At 73.6% G+C, this 19,477-nt stretch carries 11 protein-coding genes and 2 pseudogenes; 10 read left to right on the top strand and 3 right to left on the bottom strand.

Translation table 11 applies throughout. From position 1 onward, the window contains the following. Positions 1-8: 8 nt before the first annotated feature. Positions 9-2,378, top strand: a pseudogene (locus ACIA8L_RS51985) (SDR family NAD(P)-dependent oxidoreductase); the annotation flags it as partial. 426 nt (positions 2,379-2,804) lie between these two features. Then, positions 2,805-7,813: pseudogene (locus ACIA8L_RS51980) on the top strand (type I polyketide synthase); the annotation flags it as partial. A gap of 49 nt (positions 7,814-7,862) precedes the next feature. Here ACIA8L_RS51980 and ACIA8L_RS51975 read toward each other — a convergent pair. Then, complete coding sequence (locus tag ACIA8L_RS51975) at positions 7,863-9,347, bottom strand: FAD-dependent monooxygenase (RefSeq protein WP_395917054.1); 1,485 nt, start codon at positions 9,345-9,347, stop codon at positions 7,863-7,865. 100 nt (positions 9,348-9,447) lie between these two features. Between ACIA8L_RS51975 and ACIA8L_RS51970 the strand changes: the two genes are divergently transcribed. From ACIA8L_RS51970 to ACIA8L_RS51955, 4 genes are read left to right on the top strand one after another with little or no spacing between them, the layout of a single operon-like run. Continuing rightward, positions 9,448-10,659 (top strand): cytochrome P450, encoded by a 1,212-nt coding sequence (locus ACIA8L_RS51970; RefSeq protein ID WP_395917053.1) that lies wholly within the window; start codon positions 9,448-9,450, stop codon positions 10,657-10,659. Positions 10,660-10,676: 17 nt separating this feature from the next. Further along, positions 10,677-10,871 (top strand): ferredoxin, encoded by a 195-nt coding sequence (locus tag ACIA8L_RS51965; RefSeq protein ID WP_395917051.1) that lies wholly within the window; start codon positions 10,677-10,679, stop codon positions 10,869-10,871. A gap of 53 nt (positions 10,872-10,924) precedes the next feature. Continuing rightward, the gene (locus tag ACIA8L_RS51960; protein WP_395917049.1) at positions 10,925-11,956 is read left to right on the top strand and encodes a 3-oxoacyl-ACP synthase III family protein; all 1,032 of its coding nucleotides are present in this window, start codon (positions 10,925-10,927) and stop codon (positions 11,954-11,956) included. Beyond that, positions 11,956-13,305: a cation:proton antiporter gene (locus tag ACIA8L_RS51955; protein WP_395917048.1), complete on the top strand. Its 1,350-nt coding sequence runs from the start codon at positions 11,956-11,958 to the stop codon at positions 13,303-13,305. Before ACIA8L_RS51960 ends, ACIA8L_RS51955 begins: the two co-directional genes overlap by 1 nt. Positions 13,306-13,330: 25 nt before the next feature. Here ACIA8L_RS51955 and ACIA8L_RS51950 read toward each other — a convergent pair whose 3' ends face one another. Then, positions 13,331-14,098 (bottom strand): thioesterase II family protein, encoded by a 768-nt coding sequence (locus tag ACIA8L_RS51950; RefSeq protein ID WP_395917046.1) that lies wholly within the window; start codon positions 14,096-14,098, stop codon positions 13,331-13,333. Between the two features lie 144 nt (positions 14,099-14,242). Between ACIA8L_RS51950 and ACIA8L_RS51945 the strand changes: the two genes are divergently transcribed. The 4 genes from ACIA8L_RS51945 to ACIA8L_RS51930 are packed head-to-tail and all read left to right on the top strand — an operon-like array spanning position 14,243 to position 18,269. Beyond that, on the top strand, positions 14,243-15,361 hold the full coding sequence (locus ACIA8L_RS51945; protein ID WP_395917044.1) for an alpha/beta hydrolase: 1,119 nt from the start codon (positions 14,243-14,245) through the stop codon (positions 15,359-15,361). A 3-nt stretch (positions 15,362-15,364) separates the two neighbouring features. After that, positions 15,365-17,242, top strand: a complete 1,878-nt coding sequence (locus ACIA8L_RS51940; protein ID WP_395917042.1) for an HAD-IIIC family phosphatase — start codon at positions 15,365-15,367, stop codon at positions 17,240-17,242. Beyond that, positions 17,239-17,466 carry an acyl carrier protein gene (locus tag ACIA8L_RS51935; RefSeq protein ID WP_395917040.1) on the top strand — a complete coding sequence of 76 codons (228 nt, stop codon included), beginning with the start codon at positions 17,239-17,241 and terminating at the stop codon, positions 17,464-17,466. Before ACIA8L_RS51940 ends, ACIA8L_RS51935 begins: the two co-directional genes overlap by 4 nt. Further along, positions 17,463-18,269, top strand: a complete 807-nt coding sequence (locus ACIA8L_RS51930; protein ID WP_395917039.1) for a 2-oxo acid dehydrogenase subunit E2 — start codon at positions 17,463-17,465, stop codon at positions 18,267-18,269. The genes ACIA8L_RS51935 and ACIA8L_RS51930 overlap by 4 nt, the downstream gene beginning before the upstream one ends. 76 nt (positions 18,270-18,345) lie before the next feature. On the opposite strand, the gene ACIA8L_RS51925 is transcribed toward ACIA8L_RS51930, so the two are convergent. After that, a complete protein-coding gene (locus ACIA8L_RS51925; protein ID WP_395917037.1) occupies positions 18,346-19,122 on the bottom strand; it encodes a BTAD domain-containing putative transcriptional regulator in 777 nt (258 codons plus the stop codon). Positions 19,123-19,477 lie beyond the last annotated feature (355 nt).

Genomic DNA, 19,477 nt, shown 5'->3' with positions numbered 1-19,477 from the left:
CCGGCAGCATGCTGTCCATCCCCCAACCCCACACCGCAATCACCCTCCCACCCAACACCGCCATCGCCGCCGTCAACGGCCCCGCCACCACCATCGTCAGCGGCCCGGTCGCCGAGCTGGACGCCCTCCAGGCGGCCCACCCCGGCAGCCGACGCATCAACGTCGACTACCCCAGCCACAGCCACCACATCGAACCACTGCAACACGGCATCCTCGCCGCACTCGACGGCCTCACCCCCGCAGCCGGCCACACCGCCTTCTACTCCACCGTCACCGGCCAACCCCTCGACACCGCCACCCTCACCAACGACTACTGGTATCAGAACCTCCGCCAACCCGTGCGACTGCAGGCCACCATCGAACAGCTCCACACCGACGGCTACCGCACCTTCATCGAAGCCAGCCCCCACCCCATCCTCACCAACCCCATCCACGACACCCTGGACAACCAACCCCACACCGTCCTCGGAACCCTGCGCCGCAACCAGGGCACCTGGGACACCATCTACGCCAACACCGCCACCGCCTGGCACCACGGCACCGACATCACCTGGCCCGACGCACCCCGCGGCACGACTCCGCTGCCCACCTACCCGTTCCAGCGGCAGTCGTACTGGCTGCGAACCGTCCACAAGGCCGACGCCCACCACTTCGGCCAGACGGCCACGAACCATCCCCTGCTCCCCACCGCCATCGAGACCCCGGCCACGAACACCGTCATCCTCACCGGCCGACTCGACCCGAACACCCAGACCTGGCTGGCCGACCACACCGTCCACGGCACCGTCATCCTGCCCGGCACGGCGGTCCTCGACCTGGCCCTGCACGCCGGCACCCACGTCGACGCGCCCGGTGTCGAGGAGCTCACCCTCCAGGCGCCGCTCACCGTCGCCGGCCCCACCCAGCTCCAGGTCGCCGTGACCGGCACCGACGTCACCATCCACTCGCGGCCCGAGGTGACCGGCGCCGACGAGGCCCACCCCTGGACCCAGCACGCCACCGCGACCCTCACAACCACGTCCGCGCCGCCTCCGGCCATCCACGCGTGGCCGCCCGCCGGCGCCACTCCCATCGACCTCGACGACTTCTACGAGGCGCTGACCGATGCCGGGCTCGGGTACGGGCCGACCTTCCAGGGCCTGCACACCGCCTGGCGGCACGGCACCGACGTCTACGCGGAGATCCAGCTGCCCGAGGCCGTCGGCACCGCCGGGCACGCCATCCACCCGGCCCTGCTCGACGCCGCCCTGCACACCATCGCGCTGACCGACGCCGCGGCCGGCGGCCCGGTCCGGCTGCCGTTCACGTTCTCCGACGCCGTCGTCCACCAGCCCGCCGAGCACACACTGCGGGTCCGGCTCACACCCAACGGCAACCACCACACCCTGCACCTGTACCGCCCCGACGGCACCCCCGCGGCGACCGTCGGCACCGTCGCCACGCGCCCGCTGGAGGCGAGCCCGGCCGCGGCCGGCGCCGAGATCCGCAACAGCCTGTTCACGCTGTCCTGGGCCGAGCTGCCGTTCGCGAAGACCGACGGCTCGGCGCCCGAGCACGTCACCCTGGCCAGCCGGCCCGGTGAGGACGTCCCCGCGGCCACCCACCGGCTCGTCGCGGAGACACTGGCGCTGCTGCAGGAGACCCTGCGCGGCGACGGCCGCCTCGTCATCGTCACCCACGGTGCGGTGCCCGTCGGTGAGGTCCGGGACCTGCCGGCCGGCGCCGTCTGGGGCCTCGTACGCAGCGCGCAGAGCGAGCACCCGGGCCGGATCACGATCGTCGACACGGACGACACCGAGGCCTCCGAGCAGGCCTTGCCCAGTGCCCTGCTGGCCAACGAGCCGCAGCTGGCGCTGCGCGAAGGCCGGTTGCACGCGCCGCGCCTCACCCGCGACGCGGCGGCCGAACCGGCCGAACCTATGGGCCGCGACGGCACGGTACTCATCACCGGCGGCACCGGTACCCTGGGCGCGCTGCTGGCCGAGCACCTCGTCACCCGGCACGGCGCCAAGCGCCTGGTCCTGGCCAGCCGGCAGGGCCCGGCCGCGCCGGGCGCGGCCGAGCTCACCGCCGCCCTGACCGCGCTGGGCGCCGACGTCACGGTCGCCGCCTGCGACGCCGCGGACGAAGCCGACCTGCGGGCGCTGCTGGAGTCGTGCGCGCCGGACACCGTCGTGCACACCGCCGGGGCACTGCGGGACTCCACCATCGAGGCGCTGACGCCCGAGCATGTGGAGACCGTGCTGCGGCCGAAGGTCGACGCCGCCTGGCATCTGCACCGGCTGCTGCCGGCGACGACCCGGCTGGTGCTGTACTCCTCGATCGCCGGCACGCTCGGCACGCCCGGCCAGGGCAACTATGCCGCGGCGAACGCTTTTCTCGACACGCTCGCCCAGCACCGGCCCAACACGGTCAGCATCGCGTGGGGGCTGTGGCAGCCGGCCTCGGCGCTGACCGAAGGGCTCGACGGGGCCGACCGGCGGCGGCTCGGCCGCAACGGCATGCTGCCCCTCGCGCCGGACCACGCGCACCGGCTGTACGACACGATCGTGAGCAGCGGCCGCCCGCACTGCGTCGCCGCGGCGATCGACCCGGCCGCCCTGCGCCAGCAGGCCAAGGCCGGCCTGGTCCTGCACGTGCTGCGCGGCCTGGTGCGGGTCGGCCGGGCCGGCGAGGGCGGGCCGAACCTGGCCCAGAAGCTCGCCGGCCGCGACGTCGCCGAGCAGCTGCGGATCGTGCTGGACACGGTGCGCCGGCAGACCGCGACGGTGCTCGGCCACGCGGGCCCGGACACGATCGACCCGGACCGGCCGTTCCAGGAGCTCGGGTTCGACTCGCTGACCGCCGTGGAGCTGCGCAACCGGCTCAACACGGCGACCGGCCTGCGGCTGCCGGCCACCCTGATCTTCGACCACCCGACGACGTTGGCGCTCGCCACCCACCTGCGCACCATGGTCACCCCGGCGGAGCTGGTCCACCCGGCCCTGACCGAGCTCGACCGGCTCGAGGCGGCGCTCGCCGCAGCCGACCCGCAGGACTCCGACCGGACCCGGATCAGCGCCCGGCTGCAGGCCCTCGCGGCCAAGTGGAGCCACTCCCCCGGCGACGACGAAGCGGACACGACGGCGCGCATCCAGGCGGCCTCGGTGGACGAGATCTTCGACTTCATCGACAAGGAACTCGGACGGACCTGAAGGACGGGAAGCTGATGACGAACGAACAGAAGCTGGTCGACTATCTGAAGTGGGTCACCGCAGACCTGCATCAGACGCGGCAGCGCCTGCAGGAGGTGGAGTCCGGGCAGCAGGAGCCGATCGCGATCGTGTCGGTCGGGTGCCGCTACCCGGGCGGGGTGCGCAGTGCCGAGGACCTGTGGCGGTTCGTGGCGTCCGGCGGCGACGCGGTGTCGGCGTTCCCGGCCGATCGGGGCTGGAACACCGAGGAGCTGTACAACCCGGACCCCGATCACCCGGGCACCTGCTACGCGCGGGAGGGCGGGTTCCTCTACGACGCCGACCACTTCGACGCGGAGTTCTTCGGCATCAGCCCCCGCGAGGCGCTGGCCATCGACCCGCAGCAGCGGCTGCTGCTGGAGGTCGCGTGGGAGACCGTCGAGCGGGCCGGCATCGACCCGGTGTCGCTGCGCGGCAGCGCCACCGGGCTCTACGCCGGGGTGATGTACAGCGACTACGGCAGCCGGCTGCTGGCCGGCGGGGCCGGGGAGTTCGAGGGGATGCTCGGCAACGGCAACGCGGGCAGCGTCGCGTCGGGCCGGGTGTCGTTCACGCTGGGCCTCGAGGGCCCGGCGGTCACCGTCGACACCGCCTGCTCCTCGTCGCTGGTCGCCATCCACCTCGCCTGCCAGGCGCTGCGCCAGCGGGAGTGCGGCCTGGCCCTGGCCGGCGGGGTCACCGTGATGTCGACGCCGATGGTGTTCGTCGAGTTCAGCCGGCAGCGCGGGCTGGCGCCGGACGGGCGGTGCAAGTCGTTCGCGGCCGCCGCGGACGGCACCGGCTGGGGCGAGGGCGTCGGCCTGCTGCTGCTGGAGCGCCTCTCCGACGCCCAGCGCAACGGCCACACCGTGCTCGCGGTCGTGCGCGGCGGCGCGGTCAACCAGGACGGCGCCAGCAACGGCCTCACCGCACCCAACGGCCCCGCGCAGGAGCGGCTCATCCGGCAGGCCCTGGCCAGCGCCCGGCTCAACAGCGCCGACGTCGACGCGGTCGAGGCCCACGGGACCGGCACCACGCTCGGCGACCCGATCGAGGCGCAGGCGCTGCTGGCCACCTACGGCCAGGACCGTCCGGCCGACCAGCCGGTGCTGCTGGGCTCGGTGAAGTCCAACCTCGGCCACACGCAGGCCGCGGCCGGTGTCGCCGGGGTCATCAAGATGGTGATGGCGATGCGGCACGGGATGCTGCCGCCGACGCTGCACCTCGACGAGCCGACGCCGCACGTCGACTGGGCCGCGGGCGCGGTTTCGCTGCTCACCGAGGCGACGCCCTGGCCCGACCGGGACCGCCCGCGCCGGGCCGGGGTCTCCTCGTTCGGCATCAGCGGCACGAACGCCCACCTGATCCTCGAGCAGGCCCCCACCCCGCCGCCCGAGCCGGCGGCGGAGCCGCAGCCGGGCGGCGTGGTCGCGTGGGCGATCTCGGCCAAGTCGGCCCCGGCGCTGCTGGACCAGGCCCGGCGGCTGGCCCGGCTGGCGACCGAGCACCCGCAGCTCGACCCGGCCGCCGTCGGCGCCGCGCTCGCCGCCCGCCGCTCGACCTGGGAGCACCGGGCCGTCGTCGTCGCGGCCGAGCCGGAGGAGTTCGCGCGCCGTCTCACCTTCCTCGCCGAGGGACAGCCGGCCGGCGGTGTCCACAGCGGACGGTCCGGCGGCGGCCGGGTGGCGTTCCTGTTCTCCGGGCAGGGTTCGCAGCACGCCGGGATGGGCCGCCGCCTGTACGAGCGATTTCCGGTGTACGCCGCCGCCTTCGACGCCGCCGTCGACGCCCTCGACCCGCACCTGCCGCGGCCGCTGCGCGAGGTAATGTTCGCGCCGGAGGGGTCGGCCGACGCCGAGCTGATCGACCAGACCGGCTACGCCCAGGCCGGGATCTTCGCGGTCGAGACGGCGCTGTTCCACCTGCTGCGTGCGCACGGCGTCGAGCCCGACTACGTCGCCGGGCACTCCATCGGCGAGATCAGCGCCGCCCACGCCGCCGGCGTGCTGTCGCTGGCCGACGCCGCGCACCTGGTCGCGGCCCGGGGCCGGCTGATGCAGGCCTTGCCGACCGGCGGCGCGATGGCCTCGATCCAGGCCGCGGAGGACGACGTGCGGGCCGCCCTGCGGGAGTCCGCCGGCGGGGTGGCGATCGCGGCCGTCAACGCGCCCAACGCGACAGTGGTCTCCGGCGACGAGGAGCCGGTGCTGGCCCTGATGGCCCGGTTCAAGGCGGCCGGGCACCGGGTCAAGCGGCTCCGGGTCAGCCACGCGTTCCACTCGCCGCGGATGGACCCGATGCTGGCCCCGTTCGCCGAGGTGGCCCGGGCGCTGACCTACGGCGCGCCGCGGCTGCCGATCGTGTCGAACCTGACCGGCCGGATCGCCGCCGACGGTGAGCTGAGCACCGCGCAGTACTGGGTCGAGCACGTCCGGGCCCCGGTCCGCTTCGCCGACGGCGTCGCCGAGCTCGACCGGCTCGGCGTCACCCGCTTCATCGAGGTCGGCCCGGACACCGCGCTCACCCCGGCGGTCGCCGCCTGCCTGCCCGAGCAGCTCCCGGCGACGGCGCTGATGCGGGCCCGCCGGCCGGAGCCCGAGACGCTGCTCGGCGGCCTCGCCGAGCTGCACGTCCGCGGCGTCACCGTCCGCTGGCAGCCGCTGTTCGGCGACGCGCCCGCACCGGCCGTCGACCTGCCGACGTACCCGTTCCAGCGGCGGCGGTACTGGCTGGAGCCGCCGACCGCCACCGCTCGCCCGGCCGGGCACCGCGACGGCCCCGAGGCGGGATTCTGGGCCGCTGTCGACCGGGCCGACCTGGCTGAGCTGGCCGGTGCACTGCAGATCGACGACGAGCAGCACGAGGCCCTGCGCGCGCTGCTGCCGGCGCTGTCGGGCTGGCGGCGGCAGCAGGGCTGGCGGTATCGGATCGGCTGGGAACCCGCGGCGCACGTCACCGCCGGCGCGCCGACCGGCACCTGGTTGCTCATCGCGCCCGCCGGGCAGCTCGAGCACGGCGCGGTCACGGCGACCGCGCAGGCGCTGCGCGAGGCGGGGGCCGAGGTGGTCGAGGCGACCCTGGACTCCGCCGAGGACGTGCCGGAGCTGCTGCGCCGGCACGCTCCCGCGGCGGTGGTGTCGCTGCTGGCTCTGGCCGAGGATCCACTCGACGAGCGGCCCGCCGTCACCCGGGGGCTCGCGGCCAACGCCGCGCTGCTCGCCGCGGTCACCGCGCCGCTGTGGATGCTCACCTGCGGGGCGGTGTCCGTCTCCCGGGCCGACCGGCCGAGCCATCCGCCGCAGTCGGCGGTCTGGGGCCTGGCCGAGATCGTGCCGCCGGGTGCCGCCAACCGGGCCGGGCTGCTCGACCTGCCCGCCGACCTCGACGCCCAGGCCCGCCAGCGCCTGGCCGGCGCCCTCGCCGAGCACGGCGGCGGCCGGCAGCTGGCGCTGCGCCGGTCGGGCCTGTTCGCCCGCCGCTGCACCCGGGTCGCGGCCGATCCGGTCCTGACCGCGGACCGGGCCTGGATGGCGGCCGGCACCGCCCTCGTCACCAACGCGCACACGCCCCTGGCCGACCTGATCGCCCGGCACCTGGCGGCCCACGGCGCACCGCGGCTGCTGCTCACGGCGCCACCGGCGGAGGCCGGGTCGCCGGCGGTCACGAAGCTGGCCGGCGAGCTCACCGACGGCGGCGTGCCGACCACCGTGCTCGCCGTCGAACCCGGGCCCGATGCCGGGGCCGCGCTGGGCCCGGCGCTCGGCGGGCTTCCCGGCGAGTCCCCGCTGACCGCGGTGCTGCACGTCGCCGAGTCCACCCACGCGGCGGCATCCGGCCGGTTCGACCTGGACCCGGCGGAGCGGTCGCTGCGCGACACCGGCCTGGCCACCGCGCTGGACGCGGCGACCCGCGGGCTGGACCTGACCGTGTTCCTCACCCTCAGCACCGCGGCCGCCGTGCTGGGCGAACCGGGCGCGCACAGCGACGCCCCGGCGGAGGCGACGCTGGAGGCCCTCGCCCGGCAACGCCGCGCCGACGGTCTGCCTGGCGCCGCCGTCGCCTTGGGCCCCGGCATGACCGAGGCGTCAGCAGCGACCACGGAGCCCGGGGGAACCGGGGACGGCGGGAAGGCACTGCGGCCGATGCCGGTGTCCGCGGTGCTGACCGTCGTGGACCGGGCACCGCAGCTGCTCGACGCGGCCACCGTCGTCGCCGACGTCGACTGGGACCGGCTCCTCGCCGGGCTCGGCGCGGCCGGCGAGGGCCAGCTCCTGCGGGGCGTGCCCGAGGTCGCCCGGCGGACCACCGCGGCCGCCGCCGACCCGGCCCTGCACGGCCTGGCCACGGCGTCCGAGCCGGAGCAGCGGCGCATCCTGCTGCAGCTGGTCCGCTCGCACGCGGCGGTCGTGCTGGGCTACCCGTCGGCCGACGCGCTCGACGCCGACGGCAGCTTCCTCGACCTGGGGCTGTCGTCGTTCACCGCGCTGGAGCTGACCAACCGGCTGCGCACCGTCGGGGTGCCGGTGGTGCCGAGCGCCATCTTCGACCACCCGACCCCGGCCCGGCTGGCCGAGCACCTCCGCGGCGCCTTCACCGGCTGAGCGCGAAAGGGCGGCGCGGAGCATCTCCGCGCCGCCCGCGAACGACTCCTCAGACGGCGGGGCCGAACCAGGTCCGCAGCGCGTCGTCGAGGCCCACCGCATCGGCGGCCGCGAACGCGATGCGGCCGTCGGGGCGCACGAGCAGTACCGATGCCGCCTGAAAAGCCTCGGCCGCGGACACGGTGATCGTGCCGACCCGGTCGGACCAGCCCGAGATGTCCGGGGCCGGTCCGTCGCCGATGTGCAGCAGCAGGCCCCGCCCCTCGTGCAGCAGCGCGGCGACGCCGGTCGGGCCGGTCGGCGTGCGCACCCGGTAGTCGGGCAGGCGCCGGCCGAGCAGCGGGTGGGGATCGTCGCCGAAGACCGGATAGCGGCTGTCGAGCCCGCCGGCCAGCCGCACGAAGTACTCGTTCACCCCCGCGATCCCGATCAGCTCGGTCAGGATCTGGCGCAGCGGGCCGATCCGCGACGACGGATGCATCAGGTGCGTCTGCGCCTCGGTGGCCAGCAGGACCCGCGCGCCCACCGGGTGCCGCTCGGCGTGGTAGGTGTCGAGCAGGCCGGCGGGGGCCCGCCCGGTGACGGCCGCCGCGAGCTTCCAGCCGAGGTTGACCGCGTCCTCCAGGCCGGTGCTCAGGGCCAGGCCGCCCAGCGGGAACTGCACGTGCGCGGCGTCGCCGGCCAGGAAGACGTTCCCCCGGCGGTATTCGGCCGCCTGCCGGCTGCGGTGCCGCCAGCGGGCCAACCACCGCACCGGTCCGAACGTCACCGGGCGGCCGAGCACCCGCACGGCCAGGGCGTGCAGCTCCTCGACGGTGGGCGGAGCCTGCGGGTCCGGCGGGTCGGCGCCGAACGCGCCGGCGATGACGCGCAGCACGACCGGGCCGTCCGGCGGCTCGTCCGGGTCGGCCAGGGCGAGGATCTCCGGCCCGGTCGGTGCGAGCGTGAACAGGCCACCGGGGTGGAAGCCGGCCCCGACCAGCTCCGCGAGGGGGTCGCCCGGCGCGATCTCGATGTCGCCGGTGATGCCGTCGAACGGGTGGTCGGCACCGGGGAAGCCGATCCCGGCGAGGCGGCGGACCGTGCTGTCGGCGCCGTCGCAGCCGACCAGGTAGCGGTACGGCAGCCGGGCCCCGTCGCCCAGGTGGACCTCGTCGCCGTCGAAGCCGACGACCGGCGCGCCGCGGCGGATCCGCGCGCCGAGCTTCGTCGCCGCCTCGGCCAGCCGCCGCTCCACTGTGGACTGTACGGCGGTGAAGGTGAACGGGTGCGGGTCGGTGAGCCGGGCCGGGTCGAGCCACAGGTTGGCGAAGTGCGCCTGCGGGAAGCCGAAGCCGTCGTCCTCCAGCAGGTCCATCAGCGGGCGCTGGCTGAGCAGCTCGACCACGGCGGAGTTCAGGGCCACTCCGGGCGCGTCGGCCCGGGGCTGGGGGTTGTCGTCGACGACGACCGCCTCGACGCCGGCCAGGCCGAGCTCATAGGCCAGCAGCAGGCCGACCGGCCCCGCGCCGGCGATGACGACAGACTCGCTCATACTCGGATCCTGCGGTGCGGCCCCAGCCGGGCCCTTACCCCGCGCTAAAGGGAAGGGCCGGAGAAGCCGAGCTTTAGCCACTGTGCGAACGCTAAACTGCATGAGCGACGTCGATTTCGCGCAGCCACCGGCCTTTCCCATGCAAAGGTCGTGCCCGTTCCACCCTCCGGCCGAGTACGAACAGCTGCGCGCCGAGAGTCCCGTCTCGAAGGTCACGCTGCCCACCGGCCGGGTTGTCTGGCTCATCGTCGGCCACCGCAACGTACGCGAGGTCCTGGTCGACCCCCGGGTCACCTCGGACCGCACCCATCCCAACTTCCCGCTGCTCGCGTCGGTGCCGCCGGAGCAGCTGCGGGCCATCCCGCAGACGCTGATCGGCGTCGACCCGCCCGAGCACACCGCGCACCGGCGGCTGGTGATCCCGGAGTTCACGGTCAAGCGGGTGCAGACCATGCGGCCCTGGATCACCGAGCTGGTCGACGGGCTCGTCAGCGACATGCTGAAGGCCGGCCCGGTGGTGGACCTGGTGCAGGCGATGTCGCTGCCGGTGCCGTCGCTGGTGATCTGCGAGATGATGGGTGTGCCATACGCCGACCACGACCAGTTCCAGACCTGGACCGCCCGGCTGCTCAACTTCACCACCTCGCCCGAGCAGCGGGCCGCGACGTTCCAGGAGCTGGTCGGCTACCTGGACAAGCTGGTCACCGCGGCCGAGGAGGACCCGCAGGACGACCTGCTGGGCCGGCTCGTCGTGAAGAACCGCGAGAGCGGCGTGCTCGACCACACCAACCTGGTCGGCATGGCCCGCCTGCTGCTCTTCGCCGGGCACGAGACCACCGCCAACATGATCTCGCTCGGCGTCGTGACGCTGCTCGAGCATCCGGAGCAGCTGGCCGCGGTCAGGGCCGACCCGGCGCTCATGCCGAAAGCGGTCGAAGAGCTGCTGCGGTACTTCAGCATCCTCGACGTGGCGACGGCGCGCGTGGCGACGGTCGACATGGAGGTCGCCGGGACACTGATCCGGGCCGGGGAGGGCCTCATCGCGATCGGCAGCGGGGCCAACCGCGACGCCGAGGCGTTCGAGAACCCCGACGACTTCGACATCAGCCGCGGCGCCCGCCACCACGTGGCCTTCGGCTACGGGGTGCACCAGTGCCTCGGTCAGAACCTGGCCCGGCTCGAGCTGGAGATCGTGCTCAACACGCTGTTCCGGCGCATTCCCGGGCTGCGGCTGGCCGTGCCGGTCGGCGAGCTGTCGTTCAAGCACGACGCCAACGTGTACGGCATCAACGAAGTTCCGGTCACGTGGTGACCGCGGGAGGGGGAACCGTGCAGATCAGCATCGACCGCGAGCGGTGCGTCGGGGCCGGGCAGTGCGTGCTGGCCGAGCCCGACGTGTTCGACCAGAGCGACGAGGACGGCCGCGTGCTGCTCGTCAAGGACCCCGGCCCGGATGCCGCCGAGGTCGTGGAGCGGGTCGCCCCGCTGTGCCCGTCCCGGGCCATCGGCATCGCCGACAACTGAGCCGAATCCGAGCCGAACACCGAGCCGTCTACACAGTTCCGGAGAGGATCGCCATGCCCGCGCCCGACATTCACCTGCTGTCGGTCGGCACGGCGTTGCCCGGCCCACCGGTCGACAACGCCACGCTGGTCCGCCGACTCAAGGTCCCCGCTGTGTGGGAACAGTGGATCGACACCTTCATCGGCACCCACAACCGCCACTTCGCGGTCGACCTGGAGACCGGCGCCGTCCACACGACGCTCACCGACCTCGGCGTCAGCGCGAGCACCCGGGCGCTGGCCGCCGCGGGCCTGGACAGCGGCGACATCGACTTCATCGTGCTGGGCACGGCGTCGCCGGAGATGCTCATGCCGACGACGGTGAACATGATCGCCGACCGGCTCGGCATCGACAACGTGCCCACCTACCAGCTGCAGTCCGGCTGCACGGGCGCGATCCAGGCGCTGGACGTGGCGCAGGCCATGCTCACCGCCGGCCCAGCCCGCACCGCCCTGGTCATCGGGGCGGACTCCTGCGCCAAGCACATCGACCTCAGCCTCAACTTTGAGAGCATGCAGCCGTCCGAACAGGTCAACGGGGTGCTGTTCGGCGACGGCGCGGGCGCGGCCGTGCTCAGCACCCGCCCGGCCCGCAACTCGGCCGTCATCCGGCAGGTCTACCTGCGCCTGGTCGGGATGAACCGGGAGCCCGGACAGAGCATCGAATGGTACGGCCGGGCCGATCGCAACAGCGACCGCCCGGCGGTCAGCGAGGACTACAAGGCCATCGAGGAGTCGGTGCCGAAGATGGCGGTGGAGGTACTGCACGAGGTCCTCGACCACCTCGACTGGGACGAGTCCGATGTGGACTACCTCCTGCCGCCGCAGCTGTCCGGCCGGATGACCGCGCGGATCCGCGACGCCCTCGAGCTGCCCCGGGCCCAGGAGGTCAGCTGCGTGGCCGAGACCGGCAACACCGGCAACGCGCTGCCGTTCCTGCAGCTGGAGCGGGCCCTGCCGCGGATGTCGGCCGGCGACCGGGCGCTGGCCATCGCCATCGAGTCCAGTAAGTGGATCAAGGCCGGCATCGCGTTGGAGAAGGTCTGATGCCGACGTTGCTCACCGCCGCTCCGGTCGCCCCGATCGACGCGCACTCGCTGCTGGTGTTCCTGCTGCAGGTGACGGTGCTGCTCGGTGTGGCGCTCCTGCTCGGCCGGATCGCCACCCGGTTCGGCATGCCGGCGGTGATCGGTGAGTTACTCGCCGGGGTGCTGCTCGGCCCGTCGCTGCTGGAGAAGGTGGCCCCCGGGTTCTCCGACTGGCTGCTGCCGCACCGGCCGGAGCAGGTCCACATGCTCGACGCCGTCGGACAGGTCGGGGTGCTGCTGCTCATCGGCCTCACCGGCATCGAGCTCGACCTGCCCGCGATCCGCCGCCGGGGCGCCACCGCGATCCGGGTCAGCCTGTTCGGCCTGATCATCCCGTTCGGGTTCGGCGTCGGCACCGGCTGGCTGCTGCCCGGCTCGCTCGGCACCGGCCACGGCTCCAAGCTGGTGTTCGCGCTCTTCCTCGGCGTCGCGATGGGCGTGAGCGCGATGCCCGTGATCGCCAAGACCCTGATGGACATGAACCTGCTGCACCGCAACATCGGCCAGCTGACCCTGGCCGCCGGCACGCTCGACGACGCCTTCGGCTGGTTCATGCTGTCGGTGGTGTCGGCGATGGCGGTCGGCGGGCTCACCGCCGGTGGCGTGGGGCTGTCGCTGCTCTACCTGGTGGGCCTGGTCGTGGTCGCCTACTTCGCCGGCCGGCCGGCGGCCCGGGTGCTGCTGCGCTTCGCCGGCCGGGGTACCGACAACGGCCCGCTCATCGGCGTGGTCGTGCTGATGATCATCGCCGGGGCCGCGGCCACCCAGTCGCTGGGGCTGGAGGCGGTCCTCGGCGGCTTCATCGCCGGCGTGCTGATCGGCTCGGCCGGCAAGGTCGCACCGGCCCGGCTGGCGCCGCTGCGGACGGTCGTCGCGGCCGTCTTCGCGCCCCTGTACTTCGGGATCGCGGGCCTGCGAATGGACCTGACCGCACTCGTGCACCCGGCGGTGCTCGCCGCGGCGGTGGTGGTGCTGGCCATCGCCATCCTCGGCAAGTTCGCCGGGGCCTACCTCGGCGCGCGGCTGAGCCGGCTGAACCGGTGGGAGGCGCTCGCCCTGGGCGCCGGCATGAACTCCCGGGGCGTGGTCGAGGTGATCGTGGCCATGGTGGGGCTGCGGCTCGGCGTGCTCAGCTCCACGACCTACACCATCGTCGTGCTGGTCGCCATCGTCACGTCGCTCATGGCGCCGCCGATCCTGCGCTTCGCGATGCGCCGGGTCGAGCACACGGCCGAGGAGGAGCTGCGCCGGGCCGAACGGATCGGCGACGGGATCGTCCCGGCGCCGGTGGCCGACGCCGGGACCTGAGCTTCGGGGGTACTGCCGGCAGCACCTACGGCATAAGCCGGCCCGCGCCGAGCGTCGTGAGGATCGTGCTCACGACCTCGGCGCGCTGCGCGTCCAGGTAGAAGTGGCCGCCGGGGAACACCCGCAGGGCGAACCGGGCGGCGGTGTGCTCGCGCCAGGCCTCGGCGTCCTCGACGGTGGCCTGCGGGTCGCAGTCGCCGACAAGGGCCGTGACCGGGCAGGTCAGCGGCTCGCCCGGGTGGTACTCGTAGCGCTCGATCGCCTTGTAGTCGTTGCGGGTCGCCGTCAGGGCCGCCGCGACCAGCTCCTGATCCTCGAAGAACCGCGGGTCGGTGCCGCCGACGGCGCGCATCTCGGCGACGAGCCCGGCGTCGTCCTTGAGGTGCACCGCGCCCGGCCGCCAGCGCGACGGCGCGCGCCGGCCCGAGACGAACACGTGCTCCGGCAGTGTCCGGCCGTCCTGCTGCAGCCGGCGGGTCACCTCGAAGGCGAGCACCGCGCCCATGCTGTGACCGAAGAACGCGAACGGCACCCCGTCGGGGCGCGGCAGCGCGGCCGCGATCGCGTCGGCGAGCGCGGCGACGTTGTCCAGCAACGGTTCCAGCCGCCGCTCCTGCCGGCCCGGGTACTGCACCGCCAGCACGTCGACCTCCGGCGCCAGCGCGCGGCTGTAGGCGAAGTAGTAGCTGGCCGCGCCGCCGGCGTGCGGGAAGCACACCAGCCGGGGCCGGCCGGCCGGGGCCGCGCCGAACCGGCGGATCCACCGGGTGTCGTACTCCTGTGCCGCTGTCATCGCGTCGCCGCCTCTCTGCTCAGGGCCTGCCGTCCTCCGGGGCCGCTCTCCATGCTGTACCAACTCCGAATCCCTGCAAATGGCGGGCAAGTGGGGCTTAAGCCCACCCGCTGACCATGGATTGCAGACAACGAGAGGTTTGAGATGAGCATCGTCGACGAACTCAAACAGTTCGGCGCCGGGCACGCCCGCGCGCAGGACATCCCGACCGACCGGCTGGCCGAGCTCTACGCCCGCATCAGCACGGACGGCGACGGCGCCGGCTCCTGGGTCCGGGAGTGGTCCCGCGCGGCCGACGAACTGTCGGCGGCCGGGCAGCACCTGGCCGCCGCCCAGCACTACAACATGGCCCGGCTGCCCTATGTGGACGGTCCGGCGCGGCAGGAGGCGCAGGACAGCTGTGTCGCCGCGTTCGGCCGCTGGGCGCAGGACGGCGGCGTCATCACGCCGCTGGAGGTCGAGGTCGACGGCGCGCGGGTGCGCTGCTGGACGGCCGGGCTGTCGGCCGAGCACCCGCGCCCCGTCCTGCTGGCCCTGGGCGGCATCGTGAGCGTCAAGGAGCAGTGGGCGCCGCTGCTGAGCCAGGCCGCCCGGCTCGGCCTGGCCGGGGTGGTCACCGAGATGCCGGGCGTCGGGGAGAACACGCTCCCGTACGGCCGGGACAGCGCGAAGATGCTCAGCGCCGTCCTCGACGCGATCGTGGGCCGCGCCGACGTGGCCCGCACCTACGCGATGGCGCTGAGCTTCAGCGGCCACCTGGCCCTGCGCTGCGCCCTGACCGATCCCCGCATCCGCGGCATCGCCACGATCGGCGCGCCCCTGCACGCGTTCTTCACCGACCGGGCGTGGCAGGACAAGCTGCCGTCGATCACCGTGGACACGCTCGCCCACCTCATCGGCGTGGACCCGGCCGACGTCGGCGAGCACGTGCGCGACTGGGCGCTGCGCCCCGAGGAGCTGGCCGCGCTGGACATCCCGGTCGGCTACGTGGCCAGCGACCGCGACGAGATCATCCCGGCCGCCGACATCGAGCTGGCCCGCACCCACCTCAAACACCTGCGGCTGCTGCGCTTCGACGACGTCCACGGCTCGCCGAACCACGCCGACGAGACCCGGATGTGGATCGTCGGCTCGATTCTGCGCATGTCGGGCGCGCCGGTCATGCAACGGGCCGCTGTCGGCGTCGCGGGCGGGCTGATCCGGATCCGGCGCATGCTGACGCCGTCGACCCGGCTCGGCGAGCGTACCGGCGCGGGAGTCTGACCGATGCCCGACGAAGTCCTGGAGCAGCTGACCCAGCTGCAGCGCGAGGGGCGCCTGGCGGCCGACTTCCCGGCCGTGCGGGCGCTTCTGCGCGACGTGACCCCGGAGTGCCTCACCCGGGCCGGGCAGCTGCTGGCCCGGCTCGACGCCGACGAGGTGCTGCGGGCCCACCCGGCCGTGCCGACCGTGAAGATCGCGGTGACCGGCCACGGCACCCTGTCCATGCTGGTGCCGCCGCTGGTGGCCGAGTGCGCCCGGCACGGCATCCTGGCCCGGCCGGCGCTGTCGAGCTTCGACAGCTGGATCTTCGACCTCACCGACCCCGAGAGCGCGCTGTACCGCTCCGACCCCGACCTGGTGCTGTGCGTGCTGGACGCCTCGGTGGTCTTCGACGAGGTGCCGGCCCCGTGGCGGCCGGAGGACGTGCAGCGCGTGTTCGCCGAGAAGACCGCGCTGATCGTCCGGCTGGCCAACCGGTTCCAGTCCAAGGCCCGCGGGACGCTGGTGCTCAACACCGCGCCCCTACCCCGGCGCTACCCGGCCCAGCTGGTCGACTACGGCTCGCGGGCCCGGCTCGGCGCGCTGTGGCGGGAGGCGAACGCCCGGCTGCTGACGCTGGCCGAGACCCACCCGTCGATCGTCGTGGTCGACCTCGACCCGCTCGTCGCCGAGGGGCAGGCCGCCAGCGACCCGCGGCTGAGCGTCTACGCCAAGGCCCATCTGTCCCCCGGGCTGCTGGCCGCCTACGCCCGGGAGGTCGGGCACCTGGCCCGGCACGTGACCGGCCAGACGAAGAAGGTCCTCGCCCTGGACCTCGACGGCACCGTGTGGGGCGGCATCCTCGGCGACGACGGGGTCGAGGGCATCGAGGTCGCCGAGAGCCCCCGCGGCGAGGCGTTCCAGGCGTTCCAGCGGGTGGCCAAGCAGATCGGCTCCCAGGGCGTACTGCTGGCCGCGGTCAGCAAGAACGAGCAGGACCTGGTCCGCCAGGCACTGCGCGACAAGCCCGGCATGACGCTGCGGGAGGACGACTTCGTCCGGGTGGTCGCCAACTGGCGGCCCAAGCACGACAACCTGGCCGAGCTCGCCACCGTGCTCAACGTGTCACCCGACAGCTTCGTGTTCGTCGACGACAGCGCCTACGAGTGCGGCCTGGTCCGGCACGCGCTGCCCGGCGCCGCGGTCGTGCAGGTCGGCGAGGACCCGGCCCGGCACGTCGAGCAGCTGCTGCGCGACGGCTGGTTCGACGTGCGGGAGCTGACCGCGGAGGACCGCGCGCGGGTCGCCCGATATCAGGAGGAGATGGTCCGCCAGGCGTTCCTGGACACCTTCGACTCGGTCGAGGACTACCTCAAGGAGCTGCGGGTCAGCGTCCGGCTGCGGGCCGCGGCCGACGCGGACGTGCCCCGGCTTTCGCAGATGACGCTGCGGACCAACCAGTTCAACCTGACCACGCAGCGCCTGCAGCCGGCCGACGTGCGCCAGCTGCTGGCCGACCCGCGGGCGCTGGTGCTGGCGATCAGCTCCGCCGACCGGTTCGGCGACAACGGCATCGTCGGGGCGATCTTCACCCGGTTCGCCGACGGCGTGCTGCACATCGACAACTTCCTGCTCAGCTGCCGGGTCTTCAGCCGCGGCATCGAGCACGCCTGCCTGGGCGCGCTGCTGCGCCACGCCCGCCGGACCGGTGCCACCGGCGCGGTCGCGCAGTACGCACCGACCGCGAAGAACACGATCGTCGCCGACCTGTATCCGCGGTACGGGTTCACCCGCACCGGGGGCGACGGCGCCCGGGCCGGTTTCCGCCATGACCTGCACGACATCGTCGAAACGCCGGCGCACGTCAGCCTCACCGAGGATCTAGAGAGGGCCGCACCATGAACGCGATCGAGGACTTCCTCGAGCTCGTCCGCGACGAGCTCGGGCTACCCGTCACGGCCGAGAATGCCGGGCAGCGTCTCGACGAGCTGCCCGGCTGGGACTCCGTGCACCTGCTCTGGCTGCTCACCGCGCTGGAGCGCTCGACCGGCCGGTCGGTGTCGCTGCCGGACGTGCTGCAGGCGGGCAGCCTGGCCGACATCTACGCGCTGACGGCGATCCGGTGACCGGCGCGCCGATCGCCCGGCAGCGCCGGCACACCCTGCACTTCCTGGGCGAGATCCGGGCCGCGGCGCCGGTCTTCCTCGACACGGACGTCGACATGAGCGCGATCCAGGCGCACCGGGCCGCGGTCCGGACGGACGGCGGGCGGCTTTCGGTCGTCTCGTACGTCCTGTGGGCGGGAGCTCGGGTGCTGGCCGCCCACCCGGCGGCCAACGCCGCGATCCGGGGGCGGCTGCGGCCGCGGGTGGCCCGCTACGCGGCGGTCAGCGGCAAGCTCGCCCTCGACAAGCGCATCGGCGGCGAGCGGGTGGTCCTCTCGGCGGTGCTGCCGGACCTGGAGCGGGCCGGGCTGGGCGACATCCAGGCCCTGGTCGATCACTACGCCGGCGGCGACCCGGAGACGATGCCCGAGTTCGGCCCGGCGCGCAGCCTGCACCGGCTGCCCGGCTGGCTCGGCGGCCTGGCGTTTCGCACCGGGGTCCGCCCGCTGGGCCGGCGGGCGGCGGCGTTCGGCACCTTCGCGGTCAGCTCGCTCGGGCACCGCCCGGTCGACGGCTTCTACTCGGTCGGCGGCACCACGATCACGCTCGGCCTGGGCCGGATCGCCGATCGGCCGGTGGTCCGGGACGACCGGCTGGCGATCGCGCCCGTGATGCGGCTGAGCCTGACCTTCGACCACCGGGTGATCGACGGCGCCGAGGCGGCCGACACCCTGGCCGAGATCAAGGAGAGCCTGGAGGCGTTCGCCGCCGAAGCGGCCGTGAGCGAGCCGGCGGCCCGGATCGGCGTCCGCGCCGGCGCCTGAGCCGTCGCGCCCGACCGGAAACGGCAGCGGCTCGGGAGGTCCGCCCGCCCGAGCCGCTGCCGTCCGTCCGGCCGGTTCAGGCTGCGGCGGCGTGCACTCCGAGCAGCACATCGTCCGCCACCAGGATCGCCCGCTGGAGGTCCTGCAGCGCCCGGCACGGCTCGAGGCCGAGCTCCAGCTCGAGGGTGCGGCGCGCCGACTGGTAGACCTTCAGCGCATCGGCCTTGCGATCGGACCGGTACAGCGCCAGCATCAACTGCCGGTAGAACGTCTCCCGCAGCGGGTGCTCGGCGGCCAGCGAGAACAGCTGGGCCACGAGCTCCCGGTGCCGGCCGAGCTGCAGCTGGGCCTCCAGGAGCAGCTCCGTGCACTCCAGCCGGGCCTCCGCCAGCCAGGCCAGGAACGCGTCGACGATCGGGCCGCCGGTCAGGTCGCCGACCACGGAGCCGCGCCACAGCGAGAGGGCCCGCTGGAAACAGTCGGCCGCCTCCTCGTGGCGCAGATCCCGGGCGTGCGCCCGGCCGTCGTACATCAGCCGCACGAACGCGTGGGCGTCGAGCTCGTCGGCGCCGAGGTGCAGCAGGTAGCCCGGCGGCCGGGTGACGATCGGGCTCGCCGGGCTCTCCGGCCGGCGCAGGAACTTACGCAGGTCGGAGATGTAGACGTGCAGTCCCGCGGTGGCCCGGCGGGGCGGCCGTTCACCCCAGATCTCGGCGATCAGCCGATCGGCGGTGACCACCTGGTCCGACCGGATCAGCAGCGCCACGAGCAATGTCTCGATCTTGCGAGCGCTGATGGAAGAGACGGTGCCCTTGTCCACGACCCGTACCGGACCGAGTATTTCGTACCTCACGACGTCCCCCTGTGTATTACGACGTTAAGCACGCATGGTGCGTCACGAAATCGACGCCTGCCGCTAGAGACCATAAAGACGCCGCCTTTCCAGCCGCAGCCCCTACCGCCCCCTAACCAGGCTCAATCGGCATATTTCAAGATCACCTCAAGGAACTTGACAAAGAGTTGCAGCGGTCGATCGAACGTGATAAGCGCACGTGCGATTCAATCACTCAAAGTGAAGATTCTTCCAACTCTCAGTAATTGATCCACTACTTAGCGTGGAAGTCCGGATGCCGGTTGCCTTCGCCGGAGCGGTTCACATGTCGGCCATCATCCGGTAATGATCCGAAATGCCGCTCGTTTTCGCAGCT

Origin of the sequence: Dactylosporangium sp. NPDC051541 (assembly GCF_044454505.1) — a bacterium.
Classification (GTDB): domain Bacteria; phylum Actinomycetota; class Actinomycetes; order Mycobacteriales; family Micromonosporaceae; genus Dactylosporangium.
Note: the sequence above shows the minus strand (reverse complement) of the source record. Positions and strands in the feature narration are given on the sequence as shown.